Here is a 24603-nt window from a genome sequence, read left to right as displayed (position 1 = left end):
GGAGTCCGGTGCCGGATCGCAAGACGTCCGGTCTCGGGGCACCGGTCACTTCGCCGGACCGGTCACCCACCACATCCGACGCCCCCGGCAGCTCGTCGAGATCCCAACTCCCCGAATCCGACTCCGGCGCAGCGCGGCCACCGCCCTGCTGCGGCGATGGCGCGCGAGTACCGCCGGCGAACTCCTCGGACTCTTCAGCCGACGAAGCCGGATCCGGCCGAGGGCCGTCGGCGCGCCACCATCGAGTCGAGTCATCTCCGCCATCGCGCGGCGCACGGTAGTCCGGTGCCGCACGGACGAGTTCGTCGAGTTCACGGGTAGTGGCGACCGACAGCGGCGAGTCGGATCGCGGCCGCCGCGAAAGCGACCGATCGTCCGTCCGCGCGGGCCCGTCGGCCCGTGGTGCGCCGGTCGCCGCCGACCGGCGCACCGACAGAAGCGATTCGCCACCGGCAGGTCGATGGACGCGCTGTGCCTCGGTGGCACGTGCCGGTGGCGGCGGATCAGACCGACGGATACTCGCGCCGACGGCGAGGACCGCGCCGGTCGGATCGGGTAGGCCGACTCCGGCCGTTCGGCTCGCGCCGACCCGGGCCGTCAGTGCGCCCAGGCGTTGCCGGATGCGCTCGCGCTCGTCGTGTCGTGACATGGAGGCGACGGTAGGCGCGGACCCCGACTCGATCTCCCGAGCGACCTTGCGATTCTCCAGGTCTGTGGATAACCCCGCGGCTGTGGACAACCACCGGTCGAAGGTCAGACTCGGCGCATGACCGAGACGACTTTGCCGAGCACAATGGCCTGGTCGCCATCGATGACGTCATAGGCGGGGTTGCGGGGTTCCAGGAAGATGTGGCCGTTGCGGCGGCGGTAGACCTTGACGGTGGCTTCGCCGTCGATCATGGCGGCGACGATCTCACCGGAATGCGCCTCATGCTGTTTGCGGACGACCACGATATCGCCGTCGCAGATGGCGGCGTCGATCATCGAATCACCGCGCACCCGCAGGCCGAAAACCGTACCGCGGCCCACGAGTTCGCGCGGCAGGGTCATGCTGTCGTCGACGTGTTCCTCGGCCAGGATGGGGGTGCCCGCGGCGATATCGCCGAGGACCGGCACGGCCACCGAGTCGCCGGACTCCTCGCGCGGCGTGGACGCCTGCAGGAACATGCGGACGTCGATCGGACGCGACATGGATCCACTGCGGCGCAGGAAACCCCGTTCCTCCAGGCTCTTCAGATGTTTCGACACCGACGACGCCGAGCGCAGCCCGACCGCGTCGCCGATTTCGCGCGTATTCGGCGCGTACCCGTGCCGCACCACCCAGTCCCGGATGGTGGCGAGGATGCGCTGCTGACGCGGCGGCAACGTCGAGGTGTCGAGATGCTCGAAGGCGTGGTCGTATCCGGTCACCCGGGGAATGCTAGAGGTCGCCGCCCCGATCGCCGTGCCATCCCCCCGCGCCACGCCCGAACGCGAAAACCGGTCGCGGCCACAGCCGGTCTACGCGCAGCCGCCGGGCACCACGAGTACGCCGACCGCACCCACACCGAGGTGCACCCCCAATGCCGGACCGAACTCGGCGACGATGAGTTCCCGAATCCCGGGCACCAGATCACGCAACTGCCCCGCCACGGTCTCGGCCGCGTCCGGAGCGCCCAGATGCTGGACCGCCACCGCGGCACCGTCATCCCCCGCCGCATCCACCGCCGCGGCTACGAGTTTCGCGTACGCCTTGGACCTGGTCCGGACCTTCTCGCGCAGTTCGAGGCGCCCTTCCACGATCTGCAGCAGCGGTTTGGTCACCAGCTCGCTGCCGAAAAACGCGGCCGCACTGCTCAACCGGCCGCCGCGGCGCAATTGTTCGGTGCGGTTGACCAGGATGAACGTACGGGCCCGGCTGGCTGCGGCGACGGCGGCGTCGTAGACGATGTCGAGCGCCGCACCTGCCCCGGCACGCCGGGCGGCCGCGAGCGTGGGCAGGCCGGTTGCCAAGCCCGCGCCGAGCGAGTCGACCAGGCGCACCTTGTCGCCGGCGTCCATATCGCGTACGGCCTGCCTGCCCGCCTCCCAGGTGCCCGATAGCTGCCGTGAGATATGCACGGCGACAACACCGTCGCCCCCGCTGTGCGCCAGCGCCTGCTCGTAGATCTCGCGCAGTTCACCGGGCGAGGCGGCCGAGGTGGTCACGGTGTCGGCGGTGTAGTCGATCTCGATCGGGTCGACTCCCTCCCGCACCGCCCGGTCCCCGACCAGGACGTGCAGCGGTACGACGGCGATATCCAGCTCGTCGGTGAGTTCGGGAGGGAGGCTGGCGGACGAATCGGTGACGACCACAACGGCCACGGACTACCGAACCTCCTGCAGGGTTTTCACCATCGCATTGGCCACCGCGGTATGCCCGGCCCAGCCCCAGTGGATGCCGTCCGGGTTGGCATCGCCGGAGAAGATGTTGTCGCGCACCGCTTCCCCGAGATCGACCAGCGGTACCGAGGTGCGCGCTGACCACGCCTGCAGCGCCTTGACCGCGCGCGGACGACCACGATGCACCCGCCCGTAGGCGGCACAGTCGTGCACCGACGGCAGCACCCCGACGAACGGCAGATCCGGCCGCAGCTGCGCCAACGCCTCCCGCGACTGCTCGAGATAGTCGACACTGACCTTCGGCGGCAGCGCCACCGGACGGCCGAGCTTCGACAGTTTCGGCTGCAGCCAGTTGTAGGTGGCGCGGACGACCCGCCGCACTCGCGGCGGACGCACGTAGCGGATGAGTTCGCGCAGCGCGGTCGGCAGCGGCGAGGGCAGGGTGTCCATGCCGCCCACCGCGAAAACCACCGCACCGGCGTTCGGCACCGCCGCCCACACCCGTGGGTCGCCGATCAACGCCCAATAGGCGTCGCGACAGGTCCAGCCGATCCGGCCGACCAGTTCGACATCCCAATCCAGTTCAGCGGCAACCAGATTCGGCCAGATCCTGGGATCATCGGCGGGTAGTCCGCCCTTCGGCCCGAAATAGGATAGGGAATCGGCGACCACCAGCAGCACCGGCCGTTTGGTGTCCTCGGCCGCCATCGCGGTCTTCTCGTATTCGGCCGGAGTCGCCTCGGCATCAACAGCGCTCGCGGACTCCGCCACCACGGTGGCGGCTGTCACAGCCTCCGCAGACTCGGCGACGACAGCGGAATCGGCGGGAACGATATCGGTTTCGCCGCCGACCTCGCCCATCGTTTCGGCATCCGATTCGACCGGATCGGCGGCCGCGCGTTCGGGATCTGCGGTCGCGGTTTCGGAACCGCTGACCGACGTGCCCACGACCGGATCGGTGTCCGCCACATCATCGGATTCGGCCTCGACCTCGACCGCCGCGAGATCGGCGGAATCGGCGGTCGTCGCGACCGCACTCTCGGTCCATTCGGTGACGGTCTCGGACGACGCCGCACCATCGGACTTCTCGGCAACCCGCGCGGCGGCATCGGGCGGATCGGCTTCCGGCTCCTCCGGCTCCGCGGGCCGCATGGGCGCGGGCGGGCCGCCGAACAGCGCGTCCGGCAGATGCCGCTCGGGCTTCGCGGTCACCTGCTTGAACATTTCGTCGGGCACCGACCGCACCGGTTCTTCGGTCCGCGGCGCGGGCGCCGGACCGAACAGGGCATCCGGCAGTTGTCGTTCCGGCTTGGCCGTAACCTGCTGGAACAATTCGTCCGGCACCGACCGGATCGGCTCTTCAGAGGACATCGGGAGCTACCTTCGCCGCTGCGTTCCACACATCGAGGCGCCACCCGGGCTGTTCGATACCTGGACCGTGGCTGCTCAACTGCACCCAACTGGTATTGGCCAGCCCTCCGAGGGCGGGCCAATTCTGCGGCGGCAGGTCGAGCAGCGCGGCCGTCAGGGCGGCGATCAGCCCGCCGTGCGCCACCAGGATGATAGTCCGGCCTGGCCAATCCTGTCGCTCGGTGAACAACTCCCGGACCACCGGCAGCGAGCGCGCGCCGACCTCGAGTTTGCTCTCCCCGTTCGGGGGGCGGTAGTGCGCGTCGAGCCGCCAGGCCACCCGCGCGCCGGGGTAGTCGGCGTCGACCTCCAGGTGGGTCAGGCCTTCCCAGTCGCCGAGGTGGGTTTCGCGCAGGCGCGGATCCAGCACCACCGGGACCGCGGTGTGATCGGCCAGCGCCAGCGCGGTGTCATGGGCGCGCTTGAGATCGGAGGAGACGATGGCGATGGCATTGCGCGAGACCAGTTCGCGCGCCGCCTCTTTGGCCTGCCGACGGCCGAGTTCGGTGAGATCGGTGTTGATCTGCCCCTGCATCCGGTCGGTGGCGTTCCATTCGGTCTGCCCGTGGCGCAGCAGGATCAGCGTGCGCACGCCGGCATGTCTACTCACTCCGCGATACCCTCCGCGCCCCCGTCGGCCTTCGCGCGCGGGTCACCGATGCCATCCACCGGCACCACCGGGCAATCCTTCCAGAGCCGTTCCAGCGCATAGAAATTGCGCTCGTCATTGTGCTGGATGTGCACGACCACGTCGACGTAATCGAGCAGGGCCCAGCGCCCCTCCCTGGTGCCCTCACGACGCACCGGCTTGTGCCCGGCCTCGCGCAGCTTCTCCTCGACATTGTCGACGATGGCGTTGACCTGCCGCTCGTTCGGCGCGGAGGCGATCACGAAGCAGTCGGTGATCACCAGTTGCTCGGACACATCGAGCACCACCACATCGGAAGCCAGCTTCTCGTCCGCCGCGCGCGCGGCGACCTGCGCGATCTCGACCGACTCGACAGATGCCGTCATTCAGCTACCTTCCGCTCTGCGGGCACATACAGGTGCCGCTTCGATATGTACTGCACCACGCCATCCGGGACGAGGTACCACACCGGCCGGTTCTCGGCGGCGCGGCGACGGCATTCGCTCGACGAGATCGCCAGCGCCGGGATTTCGATCATGGTCACCGCATCTCCGGGAAGATCACGCAGATGTTCCCGGAGATGATCGGTGTTCAGCTCGTACCCCGGTCGGCTCACCCCGACGAACTTGGCCAGTTCGAACAGTTCGGCCCAATCCTGCCATGTCAGGATGTTGGCCAGTGCGTCCGCTCCGGTGATGAAGTACAGCTCGGCGTCCGGATGCTGGGCCCGCATCTCCCGCAGGGTGTCGACGGTGTAGGTGACCTTGCCCCGGTCGATATCGGCCCGGCTGACCGAGAAACGCGGGTTGGAGGCGGTCGCGATGACCGTCATCAGATAGCGATCCTCGGCCGGGCTGACCTGTTTGTCGGCCTTCTGCCACGGCTGCCCGGTCGGGACGAAAATCACTTCGTCCAGCTCGAAGCGGTTGGCGACCTCGCTGGCGGCGACCAGGTGACCGTGGTGAATGGGATCGAATGTGCCACCCATCACACCCAGCTTGCGGCCGGACCGCCCTGTCTCTTGCATGAGTGTCGAGCCTAGCTCGCGACCGCACCGCCCCGACGCCCGGCGGGCGTCACGAAGTCCATCGCGCTTCTACCACGCGACGCGGTCAGCTGCCGACGACCTCCCGCATACCGGGCCGCAGCACCGCTGCCAGCGTGGACCACGGGACGGTGATGACGATATCGCCTGCCGCGTGCGCGGCCAGCTCGCCGAAGTGGATCTCCATTCCGCCCGGGGTGGCCAGCCAGTTCTGGTAGTTGTACTCGTTCGCCTCGATACCGCTCTTGGAGTAGTAATCGCCCGCGTTGGTCCCGGGCACCTGGACCGCCGCGGCGTCGGCCAGGATGCTCAGCCCCCGCGGCAGGTCCGCGAACAGGTCGCGCAGGGTGATCTCGCGTCCGGTGTCGGCGTTGGTCACGTGGGTGGCATAGAGGTTGTACGGGTGCGCGCCGCCGCCGTCGGCGCTGACCACCAGCAGTCCGCTCAGCACCCGGGTGCCGAAGTAGGTGACCTGACCGGGCCCCGGGGCCAGTTTGGTCTGATCATCCACCTGCACCTGCGCGCTCCACACCGCAGCGAGGGCACGCATCCCATCGTTGAAGTCGGCGCGTGCACCGGCCGCGCCGCCCGTCACCTGTGGGATATCGATGGTGAAGTTGCGGCCTTCGAGCCGCACCGTGGTCGCCGTGTAGCCGCCCGGGGCGGGGATCTGCGGGGCGGGGGCGGCGGCCGCGCCGGACTCGACCGTCGCGGCGCAGGCCGTCATGGCCACGGTCATCACACCGGCGACGGCGAGCGCGGCGGCAAATTTCTTCATCTTCGGACTCCAGGGTCGGCGACACCGGGGCGATCCCGGTGTCACGTTCACGGTGTGGGGTACGACCAACGGCAATCCAACGAAATGTCAACGGTGCAGGCCGAATACCTTGTTATCGAGCCGAGGGTGGTGCGGCGCAACAGCCGGAACACACACGAATGCCCCGTCTTTCGGACGGGGCATTCGGTTCTGTTCCGACTGAGCCGCTAGTCGTCGCGCTCCTGCATATCGGCGAGTTGTCTACGGGTATGCGCCAATTCGTTGGCCGCCTCGGGGGATTCGTCCAGCTGTTCCAATTCCGCGATCAGTTCACCCAGCGCGGCGATCCCCGCGTCGGCATTCGGCGATTCGCCCCAATACTGCAGCCAGGCCGCGGACCGCAGGCAACGTGCCCGCGGACCGATCCGGCCGAGGTCGCCCCAGAGCTGCGCCGCCCGCAGATAGGACACGCGCGCTTGATCATCCGCACCGCATGCGTCCAGCGCCGATGCCGCCGACCAGGCGAGATCGGCCTGCAATTCCGTACTGCCCGGTGCGCCGTCCGCCAGGCGCGCACCCTCGACGAACTGCACAGCCGCCTCTCGGTGCCTGCCGAGCAGCTTCAGGGATTTCCCGTATTGCCCACGCAGCACGGCCATTTCGTTATCGGGGTAGGGCAAGACCCCCGCCTCGATGGGCTGCTCGAACAGCGCCGCCGCCTCGCCGTGCCGCCCGGCCCGGTGGTAGGCCCGGGCCGCGACGAAGGTCAGGTGCACCGCGTCCGCTTCGGAGATCGGATCCCAGCGGGCGGCGGCGTCCAGCGCGACCTCCGCGAGTGCGAGCTCGCGTCCGGGCTGCCCCGAGATCACCATGACCAGCTGTGAGCTCAGCCGGGCCAGATGTTCGGCGGGCAGGACCCGCGCGCCGATCGCGAGTGCCCGGCGCAGATGCTCTTCGGCCTGCCCCGGGTCGTCCAGCAGGTGGGCGGCGGCCAGGTCCGCGAGCCGCAGCGCCTCACTCGCGCGGTCGTCGACGGCCTCCGGATCGGGCTGCGTCTCGGTCCGCGCCGATGGACCGGCCGGACTCGGGATCCGCGCGGGTTCGGGCAGACTACCGCGCACTCCGAGCGGCAGCTGGTCGAGCAGCGGCCGCTGCGCCAGTCGTGCGGCGACCCGGGCGCTCATCACCGTGCTGCCGTTGCGGGCGTCGTAGCGAGCGACGAGCGCCTCTATTTCCGCGCCGAGATCCGCTCGCACCGAACCGACCGTGCCCGTGCCGAGCGGCAGCGCGCCGAGGCCGAGAACGCTCAACCGATCGAGGAGCACGCTGACCCCGACCGCGAACGAGAGCCGCAGGGCCGCATCGGCGCCCGGATCGGTGAGCCAGCCGAGGTGTTCGGTCAGCAGCTCGAGGCCACGTGCCTCGTTCCCGGTCAACGCGCAGAATTCGAGGTGCCGCGCCACCGCGTCACGCAGATCCTCGGTATGACGAACCAGCGGGTATCCGGTGAGATGGGCGCTGCGCGCGGCGGCGGTGCGACCGCTGCGCACCAGTGGCAGCAGTGCCTTCGACAGCACCCGATGCGGCTCCTCGGCGCAGCTGCGCTCACCGTCGAGCACCGGTTGCCAGTAGTCGAGCGCGGCCTCGTCGTCACCAGCGGCCGCGGCCGTGGTACCCCAGCCGTCACGTTCACAGGCGTCGCAGTCGGACATACTGTCGCGCGGCGCGGCCAACGCGGCCGCCACCAGGCGCGCCGCGTTCGCGTCCGCACCGAGTTCCCGCGCCAGGTCCGCGCGCAGCCCGAGAACCGGACGGGCGCTGTATCCGCGCTGCCGATAGCGGTTTTCGAGCTCGTCGAGCCAGCGGTGGATGGTGGGCAAAGGGACCGCGGGGTTTTCGATCAGCCCCCAGGTCATCCATTTCAGGTACCAGTGCACCGAATGCGTCATCGGCCCGAGTTCGGCCGGGAACTCGTCATAGAGCTGTAGCAGCCTGCCGTAGGCGACCGGCGCCAGATCCCGTTCGCCCGCATTGGCATACGACTTGGCCAGTTCCAGCAGCACACCGCCTTCCAGCGCGCGATCCTGCCCCGCCCTCGCGGCCGCGGCCAATGTCTCCAAGCGCTGCGTGCGCGCGCGGCCGTGCGGCAGCGAGCGACTCTGCGCCAGCGCCGCCTGGATTTCCGTAGTCTCCACCCTCACCCCTCCTGCGTCCCACGGGGATTCCCGCACCCCGCGGTCATCTGCCCCCGACGCACCGTTCGCGTCCCTGCCCCACTCGCGTCGGCCGGTACCGCACCGACCGGATGACGCGGCGCCCATAGTCGAGCGCCCGTCCCGGACCGGCTCACACAGCTCGGCCGCGCCGCCCGCGCGCTCACCCCTCATCCCCGGCGGCATGTCGCGTTGCCCAGCTGAGGAATTCACCGAAGGCCCGATTGAGCAGCGCGGTATCCGCGGGACGCAATGGGCGGTGGGTCAGCAACAGCGCCTGCCCGTACAGCGATTCGACCGCGGTCTTCAGGAAGGCCCGGTCGGTGATCCGCCCGAGCCTGCGCACCACCGGGCTGTGATAGTTGAGCACCAGCTGTGCCCGGGGCGTGGCGGCCTCGAGCGCGCCCAGGATCTCGGTCCAGAGTTCGTCCGCGTCCTGGGCGGTCTGGGCGCGGGTGCGCTCGTTGCGTGCGCCGCGACTGTCCAAGTAGAGCGCGGGCACCGACACCGGATGGAAGGCACGCAGAATCACGTCGCAGGACAGCGGGTCCAGCGTGGCGCGGGCGGTGGCCAGTACCGGGGCCAATGCCAGCTCGTCGGCCGGGTCGACCGGATCCAGCGCGGCCGTGAGGGCATCGGAATCCAGTTCGCGCACCGTCACCTCGGGCAAGAGCAGGGGCAACTGCGCGACCAATTCGGCGTCGTAGGTGTAGCCGCCGTTGACGACGCCGATGCCCTGCGCCGCGGCGGTGGCCGCCACCTGGCGGAACTCCTCCACCGTCGCGGTCACCCGGATCTCGGGGTGGTTGCGCGCGAATTCGGTGAGCGGGACGCGACCGTCGGTTGTCTCGAAGAGCAGATGCGGCAGCATGATCCGCAGCAGTTCCGGCGAATGCCTGGCCATCGCCTTGACGCCGAGCGCGTGCACCGAAAGGAATGCGGCCAGCCGCTCGGGCTGTTCGGCAGCGATCTCGGTGAGCCAGTCGCGGATCCGGTCGCCGAGTGCGTCGCGGACGATGGCCAGGCGCTCGTCCTCGTAGAGGCCCTCCCGCGAGGCGGTCGGGCGCAGACTGTCGGTATCGACCACGCAGCGGACGAAGAACGCCCACTCCGGCAGCAGTCCGCGCACCGCGTCGCCCAGCAGCATGCCTTTGAGATACACCCGGTGCGCACCGCCCTCCGCCGGATTCCCCGGCTGCGCGAGCACATACGCGACACCGCCGACACCGGCCGGTTCGGTGTCCAGATCGATCACGTCGATCGCCGCGAAACCCAATGTCTCGGCACCGAATTCGAAGAGTGCGGCCCGGCGTTGTGCGGCCGATCCGAACTCGCGGCGCCACACCGGCACCCCGTCGGTGGCTCGTACCACCCGGCCGTCCGACTGGATCGTCACCTCGTACGGCAGCAGGGATCCGACATCGCGGACCAGTTCGTGCACCCGGTCCGCGGCGAACCACGACGCCGCACCGGGGCGGGGCGCGAGGTGCACCGTCGTTCCCGGTCCGGGGTGCGCGGCCGGATCGAGCGTGCGCAGCGCGTAGGTACCGTCGGCGGCGGCCACCCATTCGACCGGCGCCGCGTCCGGATCGGCGGCCGAGCGGGTGACCACCCGGATGGTCTCGGCCACGGTGAAACAGGCCAGCAGCCCGATCCCGAACTGCCCGAGGAATTCGCGGCGCGCCCCCTCGATATCGTCACGCTTCGACGACCGGCCGATGGTGGCCAGGAACTGGTGGACGTCCGCCTCGGTCAACCCGATGCCCGGATCGGAGATCCGCAGCCCGAACCCGTCCAGCACGATCCGAATCCCGCTCGGCGCGTCCGGTTCCCGCTGCTGACGCGCGGTGACCGCATCGACCGCGTTCTGCAACAACTCGCGGATATACACCCGCGGACTGGAGTAGAGGTGGTGCGACAGCAGATCGACGATCCCCCGCAGGTCCACCTGAAACGAATAACTCTCCGCCACCGTACCGCCGTCACCGGGCCCCGTGCCCTCCGGCGTTCTCTGCACCATGAATGTCGATCCTGGTGAGCCCGCCCAACGATTCGCTTAACGAACGCTTTCGGTGCCGCCCGAAAGTTCCCAGGGTCGCCCGATTCCCCCGGGCATCGGCCCGGCTATCCGAACCCGTACGCCCCCGCCGGTGGCTGTCGCGGCGCGCAGCCACCCCGCGCGACTGGGTCACCCCCGGCGGGTCAGGCCTCGGGACGCTTGGACTTCGGCAACTTGGCGACAATGGCGTCGTAGGACAGGTCCACCAGTTCGCACAGTTCGTCGGCGGGTACCTTGCCGCCGAGTCGCACGGTGTTCCAGCCGTAGCGGCCGATATAAGCCGAGGCCGCCACGTCATCCGGGTAGACGAGTACGAGTTCGTCGGCCTCGGCGCGGTTCACCCCGCATTTCAGGCCTACGGAGCCGTCGCCGAGGAAGGCGAAGATCTTGTCGCCGACCTTGGCGACGATATCGCCCTCCCACGGTTCGTCTTGCCAGGCACCGGGTTTCGCCAGGCAGTACCGCAGCAGCTCCGCATCGTCCATGGTCGCTCCTCACACCGGCAGCAGCCGGGACACCACCTCGGTCAGCTGTCTGGCCGACCGGCATTCGTGCATCTCGATCACCTGCCGATACCGATCGGCGGCGGAATCGCCCGAGCCCCACTGGGACTGCGGCTCCGGGTTGAGCCAGTGCGCGTGCTTGGCGACACCGACCAGTTCTCGCAATGTCGGCAGGTCCGGATCACGGTAGTTGGTGCGGGCATCGCCCAGGATCAGCAGCGAACTGCGGCTGGTGACGGCGTCGGGAAAATCCCGGGCGAAGCTGGACAGCGCGCTGCCGTAGTCGGAGTGTCCGTCATAGCCGATGACCTCCGATTCGGTGAAGATCCGGGTCATCGCCTTATCCAGCTGGGTGTGCGGATCGAAGAATCGCGTCACCTCGTCGGTCCGGTCCACGAAGGCGAAAATCCGGACCCGCGAGAACTGTTCGCGCAAAGCACTCACCAGCAGCAGTGTGAAATTGCTGAAACCGGCGACGGACCCGGAAATATCGCACAGCAGTACCAATTCCGGGCGGCCGGGGCGCGGCTTGCGGTTCACCAGGTCGATCGGCACCCCGCCGGTCGACATGGACTTGCGCAGCGTTTTGCGCAAATCGATCTCACCGCGCCGGGAGTGCCTGCGCCGGACCGCGAGTCGCGAGGCCAGGATGCGGGCCAGGCGCTGGCTGCTGCGGCGCAGATCGGCGAGTTCCCGTTCGGAGGCGCGCAGGAAGTCCACGTCCTCGGCCTGCCGCGCCACCCCGTACCCGGCGACGCGCTCGCGACCGATTCGTTCGGCCACCCGCCTGCGGGTCTCCGCCTCGACCGTGGCGCGGAAGCCATCGATGCGCCCGCGCGCGGCGCGGCGCGCGATCTCGGTATCGAATTCGCTGGTATCCGGCCCGACGGAGAGCCCGGCCAGGATCTTGGCGAGCAGCGTATGCGGCTGCACCTCCTTGAGCGCCTGATACGCCGAAAAGGAGGGTCCGCGCGCGGACTCGTACTGCCCGAGTTGTTCGACCAGCTGGGCGGCCAACTGCTCGAGCTGCTGCTCGGCGCCGTCCTGGGCCAGGAGTTCGGCGAGCAGTTCACGCAACGCCTGGATGTCGACCTCACCGCTCGGTGTGCGCGGCATCTCGACCTCGTCGAACGCGCCACCGCGCGCACCGATCGCGACCGGGAACCACAGATCGAACAGCCCGTCGAAGGTCGCGCGGTGGGTGGTCCGCCGCAGCAGCGCGCAGGCCAGACCCTCGCGCAGCACCTCTCGATCCATCAGATCGAGCACGGTGACCACCCGGCCCGCATCAACGGTCTCCGAGGGGCCCACCGGGATGCCGCGCGCCCGCAGCGCCTCCACGAATCCGACGAGGTGGCCGGGCAGCCCGTGCGGCGCGTCCTGTGCGGCGACCTCCGGGCCCGATCCCGCAATCATGGCTCAGGCCAGCTTCAACTCGGCCAGCGCGCGCTGGTGATCGCTCTGATGTTTGAGCACCACCCCGAGTGTGGCGCGAACGGTACTGTCGTCCAGATCCTTCATGCCGAGCGCGAGCAGGGTGCGTCCCCAGTCGATGGACTCCGCGACCGAAGGCAGCTTCTTCAGTTGCATGCCGCGCAGCACGTGCACGATGCGCACCAGCTGGGCCGCGACCGCCGCGGACAGCTCCGGCACCCGACTCGCCAGGATGCGCCGTTCCAATTCCTCGTCGGGGAAGTCGAGGTGCAGGTACAGGCACCGGCGCTTGAGCGCCTCGGACAATTCCCTGGTGGCATTGGAGGTAAGCACCACGAACGGCTTGCGACTGGCGGTGATGGTGCCGAGTTCCGGGACGGTGACCGCGAAATCGCTGAGCACCTCCAGCAGTAGGCCCTCGATCTCGACATCGGCCTTATCGGTCTCATCGATCAGCAGCACGGTGGGATCGGCGCGGCGGATGGCGGTCAGCAGCGGCCGGGAGAGCAGGAACTCCTCGGTGAAAACGTCGGACTTGGTCTCTTCCCAGTCGTTTTCGCTGGAGGCCTGGATGCGCAGGATCTGCTTGGCGTGGTTCCACTCGTAGAGCGCACGCGCCTCGTCCACACCCTCGTAGCACTGCAGCCGCACCAGTTCCGCGCCCGCGGTCTGTGCCACCGCGCGGGCCAGCTCGGTCTTACCGACGCCCGCCGGACCCTCGATGAGCAGTGGTTTGCCCAGCCGGTCGGCGAGGAACACCGACGTGGCGGTGCCCTTGTCGGCGAGGTAGCCGGTGGTGGCCAGCCGCTCGATCACATCGTCGACCGAGGTGAAGATCGGCTCCTGGGTCGCGGTGTCCTGCGCAGCCACGTGGTGTCCTTCCGTTCGAACAAGTTGGGAAGACGAATTCCCGGTCCATCACCCGGCAGGCGCCGGGTCTCTCCGCTCACACCGGGCGAATCTGCCCGTCGCCCCACACGATCCATTTGGTCGAGGTCAGTTCCGGCAGCGCCATCGGGCCGCGGGCGTGCAGCTTCTGGGTGGAGATGCCGATCTCGGCGCCGAAGCCGAACTGCTCACCGTCGGTGAAGGCGGTGGAGGCGTTCACCATGACGGCCGCGGCGTCGACCCGGCTGGTGAACTCGCGCGCCGCGGCCAGCTCGCCGGTGACGATGGCCTCGGTATGTCCGGTACCCCAGGTATTGATGTGCTCGACGGCGGCGTCCAGGTCGGCGACGACCTTGAGGGCGATATCGAGGGTGAGGTACTCCTCGCCCCAGTCCTGGTCGTTGGCGGGTACCAGCCCGGGCAGATCACCGTGCACGGTGACGCCGTGCCGCTCCAGCGCCTCGATCAGCCGGGGCACCGCGACGGTGGCGATAGCGTCGTCGATCAGCACCGTTTCGGCGGCATTGCAGACGCTGGGCCTGCGGGTCTTGGCATTGATGAGGATCTGCTCGGCCATCTCCAGATCGGCGGCGGCGTGCACGTAAACGTGGCAGTTGCCGGTCCCGGTCTCGATGGTGGGCACCTGCGCATCGCGCACCACGGCGTTGATCAGCCCGGCGCCGCCGCGTGGGATCACCACGTCGACCAGGCCGCGAGCCTGGATCAGGTGGGTCACGCTGGAGCGGTCCGCGCTCGGCAGCAGCTGTACCGCGTCGGCCGGGATGCCCTGTGCGACAAGCGCTTCCCGCAGCACCGCGACCAGCGCGGCATTGGAGTGCGCGGCCGAGGAGGAACCGCGAAGCAGTGCGGCATTACCCGACTTCAGCGCCAGGCCGAAGGCGTCGACGGTGACGTTCGGCCGGGCCTCGTACACCATGCCGACCACCCCGAGCGGCACCCGGACCTGCCGGATCTCCAGACCGTTCGGCAGCGTGGACCCGCGCACCACCACGCCGACGGGATCCGGCAGACCGGCCACCTGGCGCAGCCCGGAGGCGATGCCGTCGATGCGCGCCTTGGTCAGCCGCAGCCGATCCAGCAGCGACTCCTCGGTGCCCGCCGCCTGCGCGACGGCGATGTCCTCGGCGTTGGCCGCGAGTACGGTGTCGGCCGCGGCCAGCAGCGCGTCCGCGGCGGCGTGCAGCGCGTCGTTCTTCTGCGCGGTGGTCAGCTGGGCGAGCGCCCTGGACGCGACGCGAGCCTTTCGCGCGGCGTCGTGCACCACCTCGCGGGTATCGAGCTCAGTCGTCGTTCCTGCCGTCATGGCTAACAGCCTACTGATGCCGCCTGCCACCGGTTCCACCGCTGCACCTTCTCGCGCCCCCGCGATGGTGGCGTGTGCGGCTTCGGCGCGAACCCGCGGGCGACTAGCGTCGGCGAGCATGACCGCCGACCGCGACGTGCCCGCGATTGCCGTGCTGGGCAGCATCAATATGGACCTGGTCACCACGACCGAGCGCAGGCCGCAGCCGGGCGAGACCGTGCTCGGCACCGGATTCGCCATGGTGCCGGGCGGCAAAGGCGCCAATCAGGCGATCGCGGCACGCCGGGCGGGGGCCGATGTCACCTTTGTCGGCGCTGTCGGCGACGACGTATTCGCCCCCGAACTGCGCCGGGTGCTGACCGATTCCGGGGTCCGCGTCGATCGGCTGCGCGTGATCGCAGGCCCCAGTGGCATCGCCACCATCGTGGTCGATACCGGCGGCGAGAACAGCATCATCGTGGCCGGCGGCGCGAACGCCGGGTTGACCGAGCTCACCGCGGCGGATCTCGCGGTCATCGCGGCCGCCGATATCCTGGTGTGCCAGTTGGAGATTCCGATCGATACCGTGGCCGCCGCGGCCGCGCATGCCAGGTCGCACCGGACCACCGTGCTGCTCAATCCCTCCCCCGTGGCCGATCTGCCCGCCGAGCTGTGGGCGGATGTCGATGTGGCCGTGGTCAATTCGGGCGAAGCGGATGAATTGGGCGCGGCACTGACACGCGTGCCGCATGTGATCACCACCCGCGGCGCGGCGGGCGCCGACTACCGGGGACCGGACGGCCGTGGGCTCTCCTGTCCCAGTCCGCGGGTCCGGGTGGTCGACACCACCGGCGCGGGCGACAGTTTCACCGGCGCCCTCGCCGCCGCCTGGCAACGCGGCCCCGAAGCGGCGCTGACTTGGGCCTGCGCCGCCGGCGCCCTGGCCACCACCAGACTGGGCGCCAGCGCCTCGATACCGACGGCGGCGGCGATCGACGCCATGCTCGCCGACTGGGCGCCGCGCCTCGGCTCGGACATCCGATAGTCGGACCCCCGGCGGAATTTCCTCGGATCGCTCGTCCATTTCACACATTACGGCGTTTTCTTCGGCCGAAGCGGCCGCGTACCGGGACGCACGGTGGTTCAATCACATCCGATGTGTGCTCTCGAGTAGCTATTTCCAGTGAAGGGAGTTCAGCGTGATTCCCACTGTCGCGGAGCGGGTACAGTTTCGCGTCGATCGCTTCCAGTACGGCCGAATGGTCGAGGAGTGGGGCGGACGGCACATTCTCCACGGTCGTCGCCCAGGACCCGATGACGTACTGCTGAACCACGACGACTATCTAGCCATCGCGGGCGATGCCCGGATCACGGAGGCGCTGTGCATCGCACTCCTGGCCGACGCGGGCGCATCGTCGGACGAACCACAGATCGCGATGGAACAGGCATTAGCTGAATATGTGCGGGCCCCCGCGGGCGTACTCTGTCAATCCGGGTGGGAAGCCAATACCGGACTACTACAGACCATCGCCGATCCACGCACGCCGGTGTATATCGACAGCATCGCGCATATGTCGCTGTGGCACGGCGCCAAAATGGCAGGCGCACCGATACATCCGTTCCGGCACAATTTTCCCGGCCACCTCCGCGAGGAGATCCGCACCTACGGTCCCGGCATCATCGCGGTCGATTCGATATACAGCACCACCGGAAGTCGCTCTCCGCTGGCCCAAATGTGTGATGTCGCAGAACAAACCGGCAGCCTGCTGGTCGTCGACGAATCCCGCGCGATCGGCACCGAGGGCCCGCACGGCGCGGGTATGGTGGTCGCCCTCGGCTTGGCCGAACGGATCCCGTTCCGCACCGCCAGCCTGTCCAAGGCCTTCGTGGGCCGGGCCGGATTCGTCGCAGTGAACGGGGTCGACTTCGTCGACTACTTCAAGATGGAGGCCTATCCGGCGGTCTTCTCCGCGAGCCCGCTGCCGCACGAAATCGCCGGACTGGCCGCCACCCTGGCGGTCGTCCGCGCCGAGGACTCGCGGCGCGACCGGCTCCGTCAGATCTCCGCACGGGTGCGCGGTGCGTTGAGCGCCTTGGGATTCGAGTCCTGCGCCGCCGCCGGGCACATCATGGCGCTGCCGGGAGGATCGGAACTGCGCGCCATCGCGATCCGCGACTTCCTCGAGGCGCGCGGCATCTTCGGCACGATCCTCTGCCCACCCGTCACCCCGCGCAATCGCACGCTCATCCGCTTCGCCATGCACGCGGCACTCACCGATTCACAGGTCGATCGAATCATTCAGGCCTGCACAGAGGTTCGCGATACCTTCGGTGTGCTGCCGCCGATGCCCGGAGCCCCGCGCGCCGACTCCGCCCCGATACCGACGGTCGATTCGAACCGGTGAGGCGCCCACTGCTGGGCATCGCACTGGCGGCGGCACTGGCGCCGATCACGGCGTGCACGCCCGCTACCGGCGATCCGACACCGACATTCGTCATCGGCATCGACTACGACCAACCCGGACTGTCGGTCATGGGCGAGGACGGTGTGCCCCGCGGCTTCGATGTCGATACCGCGATCTATATCGCCGAGCACCTCGGCGCCGACTCCAGCCGGATCATCTGGAAGGAGGCGCCGCCGAGCCGTCGCGAGACCCTCTTGGCCGAGGGCGCTGTCGATTTCGTGGTCGCGTCGTATTCGATCACCGCGCACCCACAGCAGGTGTCCTTCGCGGGCCCGTATCTCGTCGCGGGCCAAGACCTGCTGGTGCGCAACGAGGACACCGGCATCGATCGGCCGCAGGCACTGGACGGCCGGACGATCTGCACCGCCGCGGGCTCGACCGCCGCGGACAAGATCGGCGAGGACTTCGCGACCGGCGTGAATCTGACAACCAGGGAGAGCTATTCGGCCTGCGTGACGGAACTGCTGGACGGCACCGTGGACGCGGTCAGCACCGATGACGTGATCCTCGCCGGCTTTGCCGCACGGCACCCGGATCGGCTGCGTGTGGTCGGCCGCCCGTTCACCCGGGAACGGTACGGAGTCGGCGTACGGACAGGCGATAGCGTGCTGCGTGCCCGGATCACCGAGGCTATCCGGGCGATGATCGCCGACGGTGCATGGGAACGGGCGATGACCGCGCATATCGCGCCGTCCGGGTACCGGCCCTCACCCGCGCCACCGGTTTTCGACGCGCCGGACCCGGAGTCGGGCACGGCCGACCCCACGCTGGTCCAGGCGGTAGAACGGCTCATGGAATCGGCCAATGCCAAGCGGTGGTCGACCTTCGACGCGCTGGTCTGCCCGGGGGCCGCGCAGGCCGTCGGCGCGGTCATCATGCGGTACACCCCGCAGTACGACCAGCGGCTCGGACCCCGAGCCAAGGACGCCGGATTCACGAATACCCTCATCGGCATCTCGCAGACCGGTCCGGACTCCGCGACCTTCCTCGCACACGAGACATTCACCAATGTGCCCGCCGAGTACGCGGAGTTCTTCAAGGACATCGACTACACCGGCACCATGGTGCGACGCGGCGGCTCATGGATGTTGTGCGCGCTGGCCGCCGATTTCGTCGAGCCGTAGGGTTGATGGTCATGCCCACCATGCCGGAGCGTATTCCCGCCGACGGTGACTCGGCGGCGCCGATCGGGCGGCTCGATGTCGAGATGGTCGCGCTGTCCTTCGTGGACAATGCGGGCATCACCCGCGTGAAAACGGTGCCGATCGGGCGGCTCGCACACGCCGCCCGATTCGGGGTCGGGGTGTCACCGTGTTTCGAGACCTTCACATTCGACGACCTGATGTCGGTGGGTCGCTATCTCGGCGGCCCCGACGGCGATCTGCGGCTCATCCCGGATCTCGGCGCGCTCACCGAGCTGGCCTGCCAGCCCGGGTGGGCGTGGGCGCCCGCCGATAAATACACCCAGGACGGGACCCGGTTCGTCGCCTGCCAGCGGGGTTACGCGGCCCGTCAAGCCGAGGCGGCGCGCGAGGCGGGGCTGCGGTTGTCGATGGCGTTCGAGACCGAGTGGGCGCTCGGGGCGGCCGACGCGCCCGGATTCACCCCGGCGTTGGACGGACCCGGCTACGGCATCATCCGGCTCGGCCAGGTCGGCGACTACGCACGGGAATTGGTCGCGGTGCTGCAACAACAGGGGCTCTCGGTCGACCAGTTCCACCCGGAATACGCACTGGCCCAACTCGAACTGTCGATCGCGCCGAACGATCCGGTCGCCGCGGCCGATGACGCGGTGTTGTTGCGGCACACCATCCGGCAGGTGAGCGCGGATTACGGGTGGCGGGCGATGTTCGCACCGTGCATCACCCCCGACGGCGCGGGTTCCGGTGCGCACCTGCATCTTTCGATACACAACGACCAGGGTTCGCTGTTCGCGGGCGGATCGGGGCCCTACGGCATACACGACACCGGCGCGGCCTTCCTCGCCGGAATATTGCGCGAACTGCCCGCGCTCGTCGCGGTGGGGGCTGGCAATCCGGCCAGCTTCCTCCGGTTGCAACCGTCCCGGTGGGCGGGCATCTGGCAGTGCTGGGGTCGTGAAACCCGCGAAGCCGCACTGCGTTTCGTCACCGGCGTGCGGGGCACCGAAGAATGGGCGGCCAATGCCGAGGTCAAATGCTTCGACGCGACCGGCAATCCGTATCTGATCGCCGGGTCGGTGCTCGCCGCCGGACTCGCCGGAGTCGCCGAGGAACTGCGGCTGCCGCCCGAGATCACCGGCGACCCGGCGACATTCGGCGCGGAGGCGGGTATCTCCCGGCTGCCCATGGGCCCGGCGGAGGCGGCGGATCGGCTCGCCGAGTCCGCGGTGCTCGCCAGGGCGATGGGGCCGGAATTGCATGACGCACTGCTCACGGTGCGGCGCGCGGAGGCCGAGCACTATCGGGAGGCGAGTCCGGAGGAGTTGGTCGAAGTGACCCGGTGGCGGTTCTAGCGTGCTCACCGATGGGGTCGCGCTCACCGATCAGCACTGCCACGGCGTGGTGACCGCCGATCTGGATCGGGCGCGGTTCGAGCAGTTACTCGGCGAGGGTCCGCGCGGCACCTTCGATTCGACACTGGGCACGGCCGTGCGGCGCTTCTGCGCGCCGGTACTCGACCTGCCCCCGCACGCCGGAGCCGACGAATACCTTCGCCGCCGTGCCGAACTCGGCTGGCACGAGGTGTCGTCGCGGTTACTGCGCGGCACCGGCGTCACCCGGTGGTTGGTGGATACCGGATTCGGGCCCGAGCCCGGACATCCCGCCGAACGAATGCGGTCCCGGACCGCGCATATGGCCACCGATCCGGCGCTGACGGCCGGTTCGCAACGCAGTGCGCGCCTCACCGAGTTCGGCGCACTCGCGGGCGGCACTGTCGACGAGGTGGTGCGGCTCGAGCAGGTGGCCGAGCACGTCATCGCGGAGAACGGCTACTCCGCAACGATTTTCGCCGATATCGAGAACGCGCTGCGCGAACGCGCCAGGCACGCCGTCGGGTTGAAGACGATCATCGCCTACCGCTGCGGACTGGACTTCCCGCTCCTCTATGCCCCGCCCGCCGAACCTCCGTCCGAGACCCGGCTGACCGATCCGCGCCTGCTCGGTTGGCTCGTCGGTCTCGGTGCACGCATAGGCGCGGAACTCGGCCTGCCACTCCAGTTCCACGTCGGCTTCGGCGATCCCGACCTCCGGCTGCACCGCGCCGATCCCCTACTGCTGACCGACTTCCTGAGGGCCACCGCCGATACCGGTGCGACGGTGGTGCTGTTGCACTGCTGGCCCTTCCACCGCAACGCGAGCTATCTGGCGCATATCTTCGAACACGTGCGCATGGACCTCGGGCTCGCGATCCCGCACGTGGGCCTGCGGGCGGGGGCGGTGCTGGCGGAAGCGCTCGAACTCGCGCCCTTCCGCGCCCTGTGCTACTCCTCGGACGGCTACGGACTTCCCGAACTGCACTATCTCGGCGCGCTGCTGTGGCGCCGTGGCCTCGGACGCCTTCTCGACGAGTGGATCGCCGACGACGCGATCACCACCGCCGATGCCGAAGCCCTGGTGCGGGCCATCGCCTCCGATAACGCGGCACAGATCTACCCACATTCACATTCCACCGAAATAACTGGCACACCTTGACTATTCGGACTCGAATAGACCGGCATGCGCCGCGGTGAGCGCCAATCGGGCCGCGGAATCGGCGGTGGACTCGGTCAACGGTTCGCCCGTGATGAGCGCGCGCAGATAGATCGGCGCGACCATCGTTTTCAGAAGTTCGGCGGCATTGGTGCCCGTGGGGAGCTCACCGCGACCGATCGCGCGCTCGACCACCGGAAGCGCCCCGCGGATGCGATCCCGGAACACGTGGCGGATCTGATCGGGGGGCCGAGCAAGTCCGACGGCGTCGGACAGCATTACCGCGAGAATCGCCCTTCCCCCCGGACTTTTCACCCACACGACCAGGCTGCGCGCCAGGCTGCTCAGATCACTGTCGATCGCGCCCGTATCGGGGATGGGAAGGTCGGCGGCCACGCTCTCGGCAAGCGCGTCGGCGATAAGGACATCGCGATCGGGCCAGCGGCGATAGACGGTGGTCTTGTGCACACCCGCGCGACGCGCCACCTTCTCGACGGTGAGCGCCGCATACCCGTGCTCGCTCAGTTCGTCGACCGTGGCGGCGAGAACGGCGGCACGAACCTTCGGCCCGCGTCCGGGCGGTGCGGCGGAACTCATTGCAACTCCTTGTTGCGATATCGAGCGGATCCGAGCATGCTCGATGCTATCGCAACTCGAAGTTGCGATGGAAAAGGAGATCCTCATGCTGTCGAATTCCGGCCGGGCAGCGGCATTGCTGTTTCCCGGCCTGCTTGCCGGGGCCTTCGGATACGGCGCGGTCAACGTGCTGTACGCGTTTCGCGAAGTGCCACTCGATGTTCGGTTCACCTTCCACACGGCGCTGATGCGGGTGAACGGCGTGGTGATGCAGAGCCTGATGGGCCTGGCGGTGCTCAGCGCCCTCTACCTCGCCGTGCGGTCGCAGGGGCGCGCACGGTGGATAGCGGGTGGCGCGTCCGCGTTGACCTTCACCTCATTCCTCGTCACCCGCCTGGGCAATGTGCCGATCAATCAGCAGATCAAGCAGTGGGCCGTCAGCGGTCCGCCCAGCGACTACGCCGACATCCTGCGGAACTGGGAGCTGTTCCACTTCACCCGTACCGGGTGCGCGCTGGTGGCGTTCCTCTTGATGATCGCCGTCGTCGGATCGGTTCCCGGTGAGCCGGGAATGTCTCGCCGGGCCGAGGAGTCCGGGGCCGTACCGGCCCGATAAGCGCTCGCGTCGCGCGGGCAATATTCGGATGCGGCGGTCGGCATCGGCTCTCTACCGTGGGACTACGCTATCCATTGAAAGGATCGAGACGATGTTTCCCGTCGAGTTGCCCGGCACCAGGGCGCAGACGCTGATGTGGGCCCACGAGCACGAGATCGAGCAGTCCGCACTGCGGCAACTGCGGAATATCGCGCAACTGAAGTGGGTGCACGGCGTCCGCGTGATGCCGGACGTGCACCTCGGCAAGGGGGCGACGGTCGGCTCGGTCATCGCGATGCGCGACGCGGTCTCGCCCGCGGCCGTCGGCGTCGATATCGGGTGCGGTATGGAGAGCGTCAAGACCGACCTCACCGCCGCGGATTTGCCCGACAACCTGCATTCGCTGCGCAGCCGGATCGAGGCGGCGGTCCCGGTCGGCTTCCGGTCGCACCGTGATCCCGTCGATGTGGCGAAGTTGGGCGCTCGGTTCGCGGCCTCGCACGGCGAGCTCGCGCGCCGTAGCAGCAGCTGGCAGCACTTCTGGAGCGGGTTCGGCATGCTGAACCCCGGCGTGCAGTCGCTGGAGAGCAAGGCCAAGAAGCAGCTGGGCTCGCTCGGCGGCGGCAACCATTTCATCGAGGTGTGCTTGGACGAGCACGATACGGTGTGGATCCTGCTGCATTCCGGGAGCCGCAATATCGGCAAGGAACTCGCCGAGCGGCATATGACGGTGGCACGCGCGCTACCGCACAACCGGGATCTGCCCGACCGCGATCTGGCCGTATTCGTCTCCGGCACACCGGAAATGGATGCCTACCGGCGCGACCTGACCTGGGCGCAGGAATACGCGGCGCGCAACCGCGCGGTAATGCTGGAATTGGTCTGCGACGCGGTCCGCGACGAATTCGCCGACCGGACGGTGTATTTCGACGAGCCCATCTCCTGTCACCACAACTACGTGGCGGAGGAGTTGATCGACGGAGTACCGATGCTGGTTACCCGCAAGGGCGCGGTCCGCGCGGGCGCGGGCGATCTGGCACTGATCCCCGGCTCGATGGGCACCCGCTCGTATGTGGTGCGCGGCAAGGGAAATCCGGCCTCGTACCAGTCCGCGTCACACGGCGCGGGCCGCCGCATGAGCCGCAACGCCGCCAAGCGGCAGTTCACCGTGGCCGACCTGATCGCCCAGACCGAGGGCGTCGAGTCGCGTAAGGACGCGGGCGTGGTCGATGAGATCCCGGCCGCCTACAAGGATATCGACGCGGTCATCGACGCCCAGCGCGACCTGGTCGATATCGTCGCGACCCTGCGCCAGGTGCTCTGCGTGAAGGGCTGATCCCCGGGTGGCGCGCGGGAACTTCCCGCGCGCCACGCGTCGGCCGGGAAAGGGGCGCTCAGCGTCGCCGGAACGTCGCGGCGATGCCCGCACCCACCAGCAGTACCCCGACCACGAAGATGCTGCCGTTGATCACCCAGGCGTGCACGGCGAGCCGGGTTTCCTGTGCGAGCAGAGGAAGGTCCTGGATGAGCCGGAAGGTGTCGTCGGGGAACAAGAAGTAGACGAAGCCGGGAAAGACGCCCCAGACCAGACCGGCCAGCACGGTCCCCGACGGGGAGTAGGCGGCCAGTACCGCCACCAGCAGGAGCAGCAGCGCGCCGCCGAGGATCTGCAGGGTGGAGCCGAGGCGGTCGGCGGTGTCGCCGAGGATCACCCAGCGACTGGTAGTGGCCGCGCCGTGGGCGGCCAGTCCGATGCCGATGGGTGTGACAACCAGTCCGATCAACGCACCCAGCATGGTTCGGCCGAATCCGCTGCTACTGCGGAACTGAGCACCGGGCGGCGACCAATTCGGGGGCGGCTGATACTGATTCGACATGATTCGCCCTCCTGCGGTCCCACCCGTACCCGGGATCCCCCGGATATCCATTGTGTCCCGCCCGCGGGGAGTTCGCGGGCCTTATGTCCGCTGTCGGTGGGGTGGGGCACGATGGACCACATGACTTCGGCGAGTGAGACCCCGGTGATCGATACCGCCGCGCCCGACCTGCGAGAACGGGCGGAAGAACTGCTGCGGGAACTGGCGGGCCCCGCGGCGCGGCTGCACGAGGACCAGTGGACCGCGATCGAGGCGCTGGTGGTGTGGCGCCGCCGGGCCCTGGTGGTGCAGCGCACCGGGTGGGGCAAGTCGGCGGTGTACTTCATCGCGGCCAAGCTGCTGCGCCGCGCCGGCCGAGGCCCGACGGTGATCGTCTCGCCGCTGCTGGCGCTGATGCGCAACCAGGTGGCGGCCGCCGAACGCGCCGGAGTCGTTGCGGCAACCATCAATTCGGGCAATGTCACGGAGTGGAACGAGATCCACGATCGGGTCGCGGCGGGCGATGTCGACGTGCTGCTGGTCAGCCCGGAGCGGCTGAACAACCCCGACTTCCGCGACCAGGTGCTGCCGAAACTGGCCGCCGACGCCGGACTTGTCGTGATCGACGAGGCGCACTGCGTCTCGGACTGGGGCCACGATTTCCGCCCCGACTACCGTCGCATCCGCACCTTGATCGCCGACCTCGGCTCCGACATCCCGGTGCTGGCGACCACCGCGACCGCCAACGACCGGGTGGTCACCGACGTCGCCACCCAGATCGGCACAGAGTTCGATGCGGCGTACGCGGGGCCCTCCGTGGTCACGCAGGCTACCGCCTC

Annotated in this window: 23 protein-coding genes; 8 read left to right on the top strand and 15 right to left on the bottom strand. The window is 68.8% G+C overall.

All coding sequences use genetic code 11. The features are described from left to right. Positions 1-753: 753 nt before the first annotated feature. The 13 genes from lexA to AB0H61_RS10980 form a co-directional block, all read right to left on the bottom strand. The gene (gene lexA, locus AB0H61_RS11040) at positions 754-1410 is read right to left on the bottom strand and encodes a transcriptional repressor LexA (protein WP_357301862.1); all 657 of its coding nucleotides are present in this window, start codon (positions 1408-1410) and stop codon (positions 754-756) included. 90 nt (positions 1411-1500) lie between these two features. Continuing rightward, positions 1501-2343 carry a DegV family protein gene (locus AB0H61_RS11035; protein ID WP_357301860.1) on the bottom strand — a complete coding sequence of 281 codons (843 nt, stop codon included), beginning with the start codon at positions 2341-2343 and terminating at the stop codon, positions 1501-1503. 3 nt (positions 2344-2346) lie between these two features. Further along, the gene (gene octT, locus AB0H61_RS11030; protein WP_357301857.1) at positions 2347-3732 is read right to left on the bottom strand and encodes a diglucosylglycerate octanoyltransferase; all 1386 of its coding nucleotides are present in this window, start codon (positions 3730-3732) and stop codon (positions 2347-2349) included. Beyond that, a complete protein-coding gene (locus AB0H61_RS11025) occupies positions 3722-4381 on the bottom strand; it encodes a histidine phosphatase family protein (protein ID WP_357301854.1) in 660 nt (219 codons plus the stop codon). Before AB0H61_RS11025 ends, octT begins: the two co-directional genes overlap by 11 nt. After that, positions 4378-4785: a ribosome silencing factor gene (gene rsfS / locus AB0H61_RS11020; protein WP_357301851.1), complete on the bottom strand. Its 408-nt coding sequence runs from the start codon at positions 4783-4785 to the stop codon at positions 4378-4380. The genes AB0H61_RS11025 and rsfS overlap by 4 nt, the downstream gene beginning before the upstream one ends. After that, positions 4782-5426: a nicotinate-nucleotide adenylyltransferase gene (gene nadD, locus AB0H61_RS11015; RefSeq protein WP_357301848.1), complete on the bottom strand. Its 645-nt coding sequence runs from the start codon at positions 5424-5426 to the stop codon at positions 4782-4784. The genes rsfS and nadD overlap by 4 nt, the downstream gene beginning before the upstream one ends. Positions 5427-5511: 85 nt before the next feature. Then, complete coding sequence (locus tag AB0H61_RS11010) at positions 5512-6222, bottom strand: RsiV family protein (protein WP_357301845.1); 711 nt, start codon at positions 6220-6222, stop codon at positions 5512-5514. 206 nt (positions 6223-6428) lie between these two features. Next, positions 6429-8396, bottom strand: a complete 1968-nt coding sequence (locus AB0H61_RS11005) for a hypothetical protein (RefSeq protein WP_357301842.1) — start codon at positions 8394-8396, stop codon at positions 6429-6431. 181 nt (positions 8397-8577) lie between these two features. After that, positions 8578-10434, bottom strand: coding sequence for an HSP90 family protein (locus AB0H61_RS11000; RefSeq protein WP_357301840.1), 1857 nt, complete (start codon positions 10432-10434; stop codon positions 8578-8580). A gap of 182 nt (positions 10435-10616) precedes the next feature. Beyond that, positions 10617-10958, bottom strand: coding sequence for an MmcQ/YjbR family DNA-binding protein (locus AB0H61_RS10995; protein WP_357301837.1), 342 nt, complete (start codon positions 10956-10958; stop codon positions 10617-10619). Between the two features lie 9 nt (positions 10959-10967). Beyond that, entirely contained in the window at positions 10968-12392 is a 1425-nt protein-coding gene (locus AB0H61_RS10990) for a VWA domain-containing protein (protein ID WP_357301834.1), read from the bottom strand. A 3-nt stretch (positions 12393-12395) separates the two neighbouring features. After that, entirely contained in the window at positions 12396-13280 is an 885-nt protein-coding gene (locus AB0H61_RS10985) for a MoxR family ATPase (RefSeq protein ID WP_357301831.1), read from the bottom strand. Positions 13281-13356: 76 nt separating this feature from the next. Continuing rightward, positions 13357-14622 carry a glutamate-5-semialdehyde dehydrogenase gene (locus AB0H61_RS10980; protein WP_357301828.1) on the bottom strand — a complete coding sequence of 422 codons (1266 nt, stop codon included), beginning with the start codon at positions 14620-14622 and terminating at the stop codon, positions 13357-13359. A 118-nt stretch (positions 14623-14740) separates the two neighbouring features. Here AB0H61_RS10980 and AB0H61_RS10975 point away from each other — a divergent pair, with 118 nt between their 5' ends. The 5 genes from AB0H61_RS10975 (at position 14741) to AB0H61_RS10955 (ending at position 20740) form a co-directional block, all read left to right on the top strand. Next, positions 14741-15646 (top strand): ribokinase, encoded by a 906-nt coding sequence (locus tag AB0H61_RS10975; RefSeq protein ID WP_357301826.1) that lies wholly within the window; start codon positions 14741-14743, stop codon positions 15644-15646. Positions 15647-15800: 154 nt separating this feature from the next. Then, the gene (cqsA, locus tag AB0H61_RS10970) at positions 15801-17006 is read left to right on the top strand and encodes an alpha-hydroxyketone-type quorum-sensing autoinducer synthase (RefSeq protein ID WP_357301823.1); all 1206 of its coding nucleotides are present in this window, start codon (positions 15801-15803) and stop codon (positions 17004-17006) included. After that, entirely contained in the window at positions 17003-18190 is a 1188-nt protein-coding gene (locus AB0H61_RS10965; protein ID WP_357301820.1) for a glutamate ABC transporter substrate-binding protein, read from the top strand. Before cqsA ends, AB0H61_RS10965 begins: the two co-directional genes overlap by 4 nt. A gap of 11 nt (positions 18191-18201) precedes the next feature. Next, positions 18202-19560: a glutamine synthetase family protein gene (locus AB0H61_RS10960; RefSeq protein WP_357301817.1), complete on the top strand. Its 1359-nt coding sequence runs from the start codon at positions 18202-18204 to the stop codon at positions 19558-19560. Between the two features lies 1 nt (position 19561). Further along, on the top strand, positions 19562-20740 hold the full coding sequence (locus AB0H61_RS10955; protein WP_357301814.1) for an amidohydrolase family protein: 1179 nt from the start codon (positions 19562-19564) through the stop codon (positions 20738-20740). Here AB0H61_RS10955 and AB0H61_RS10950 read toward each other — a convergent pair whose 3' ends face one another. Continuing rightward, positions 20741-21334 carry a TetR/AcrR family transcriptional regulator gene (locus AB0H61_RS10950; protein ID WP_357301812.1) on the bottom strand — a complete coding sequence of 198 codons (594 nt, stop codon included), beginning with the start codon at positions 21332-21334 and terminating at the stop codon, positions 20741-20743. Between the two features lie 85 nt (positions 21335-21419). On the opposite strand from AB0H61_RS10950, the gene AB0H61_RS10945 reads away from it, so the two are divergent. Further along, positions 21420-21929 carry a DUF1772 domain-containing protein gene (locus AB0H61_RS10945; RefSeq protein ID WP_357301810.1) on the top strand — a complete coding sequence of 170 codons (510 nt, stop codon included), beginning with the start codon at positions 21420-21422 and terminating at the stop codon, positions 21927-21929. Positions 21930-22020: 91 nt separating this feature from the next. After that, entirely contained in the window at positions 22021-23244 is a 1224-nt protein-coding gene (locus AB0H61_RS10940) for an RtcB family protein (RefSeq protein ID WP_357301808.1), read from the top strand. 58 nt (positions 23245-23302) lie between these two features. Here the strand turns inward: AB0H61_RS10940 and AB0H61_RS10935 are convergent, their stop codons facing one another. Further along, on the bottom strand, positions 23303-23785 hold the full coding sequence (locus AB0H61_RS10935; protein ID WP_357301806.1) for a hypothetical protein: 483 nt from the start codon (positions 23783-23785) through the stop codon (positions 23303-23305). Between the two features lie 120 nt (positions 23786-23905). Here AB0H61_RS10935 and AB0H61_RS10930 point away from each other — a divergent pair. Beyond that, positions 23906-24603, top strand: a 698-nt coding sequence (locus AB0H61_RS10930) for a DEAD/DEAH box helicase (RefSeq protein ID WP_357301804.1), incomplete at its 3' end; no start/stop codon positions are given.

Origin of the sequence: Nocardia sp. NPDC050710, assembly GCF_040654375.1 — a bacterium.
Lineage (GTDB): Bacteria > Actinomycetota > Actinomycetes > Mycobacteriales > Mycobacteriaceae > Nocardia.
The sequence above is the reverse complement of the archived record's forward strand: the minus strand, read 5'-3'. Positions and strand labels throughout refer to the sequence as shown.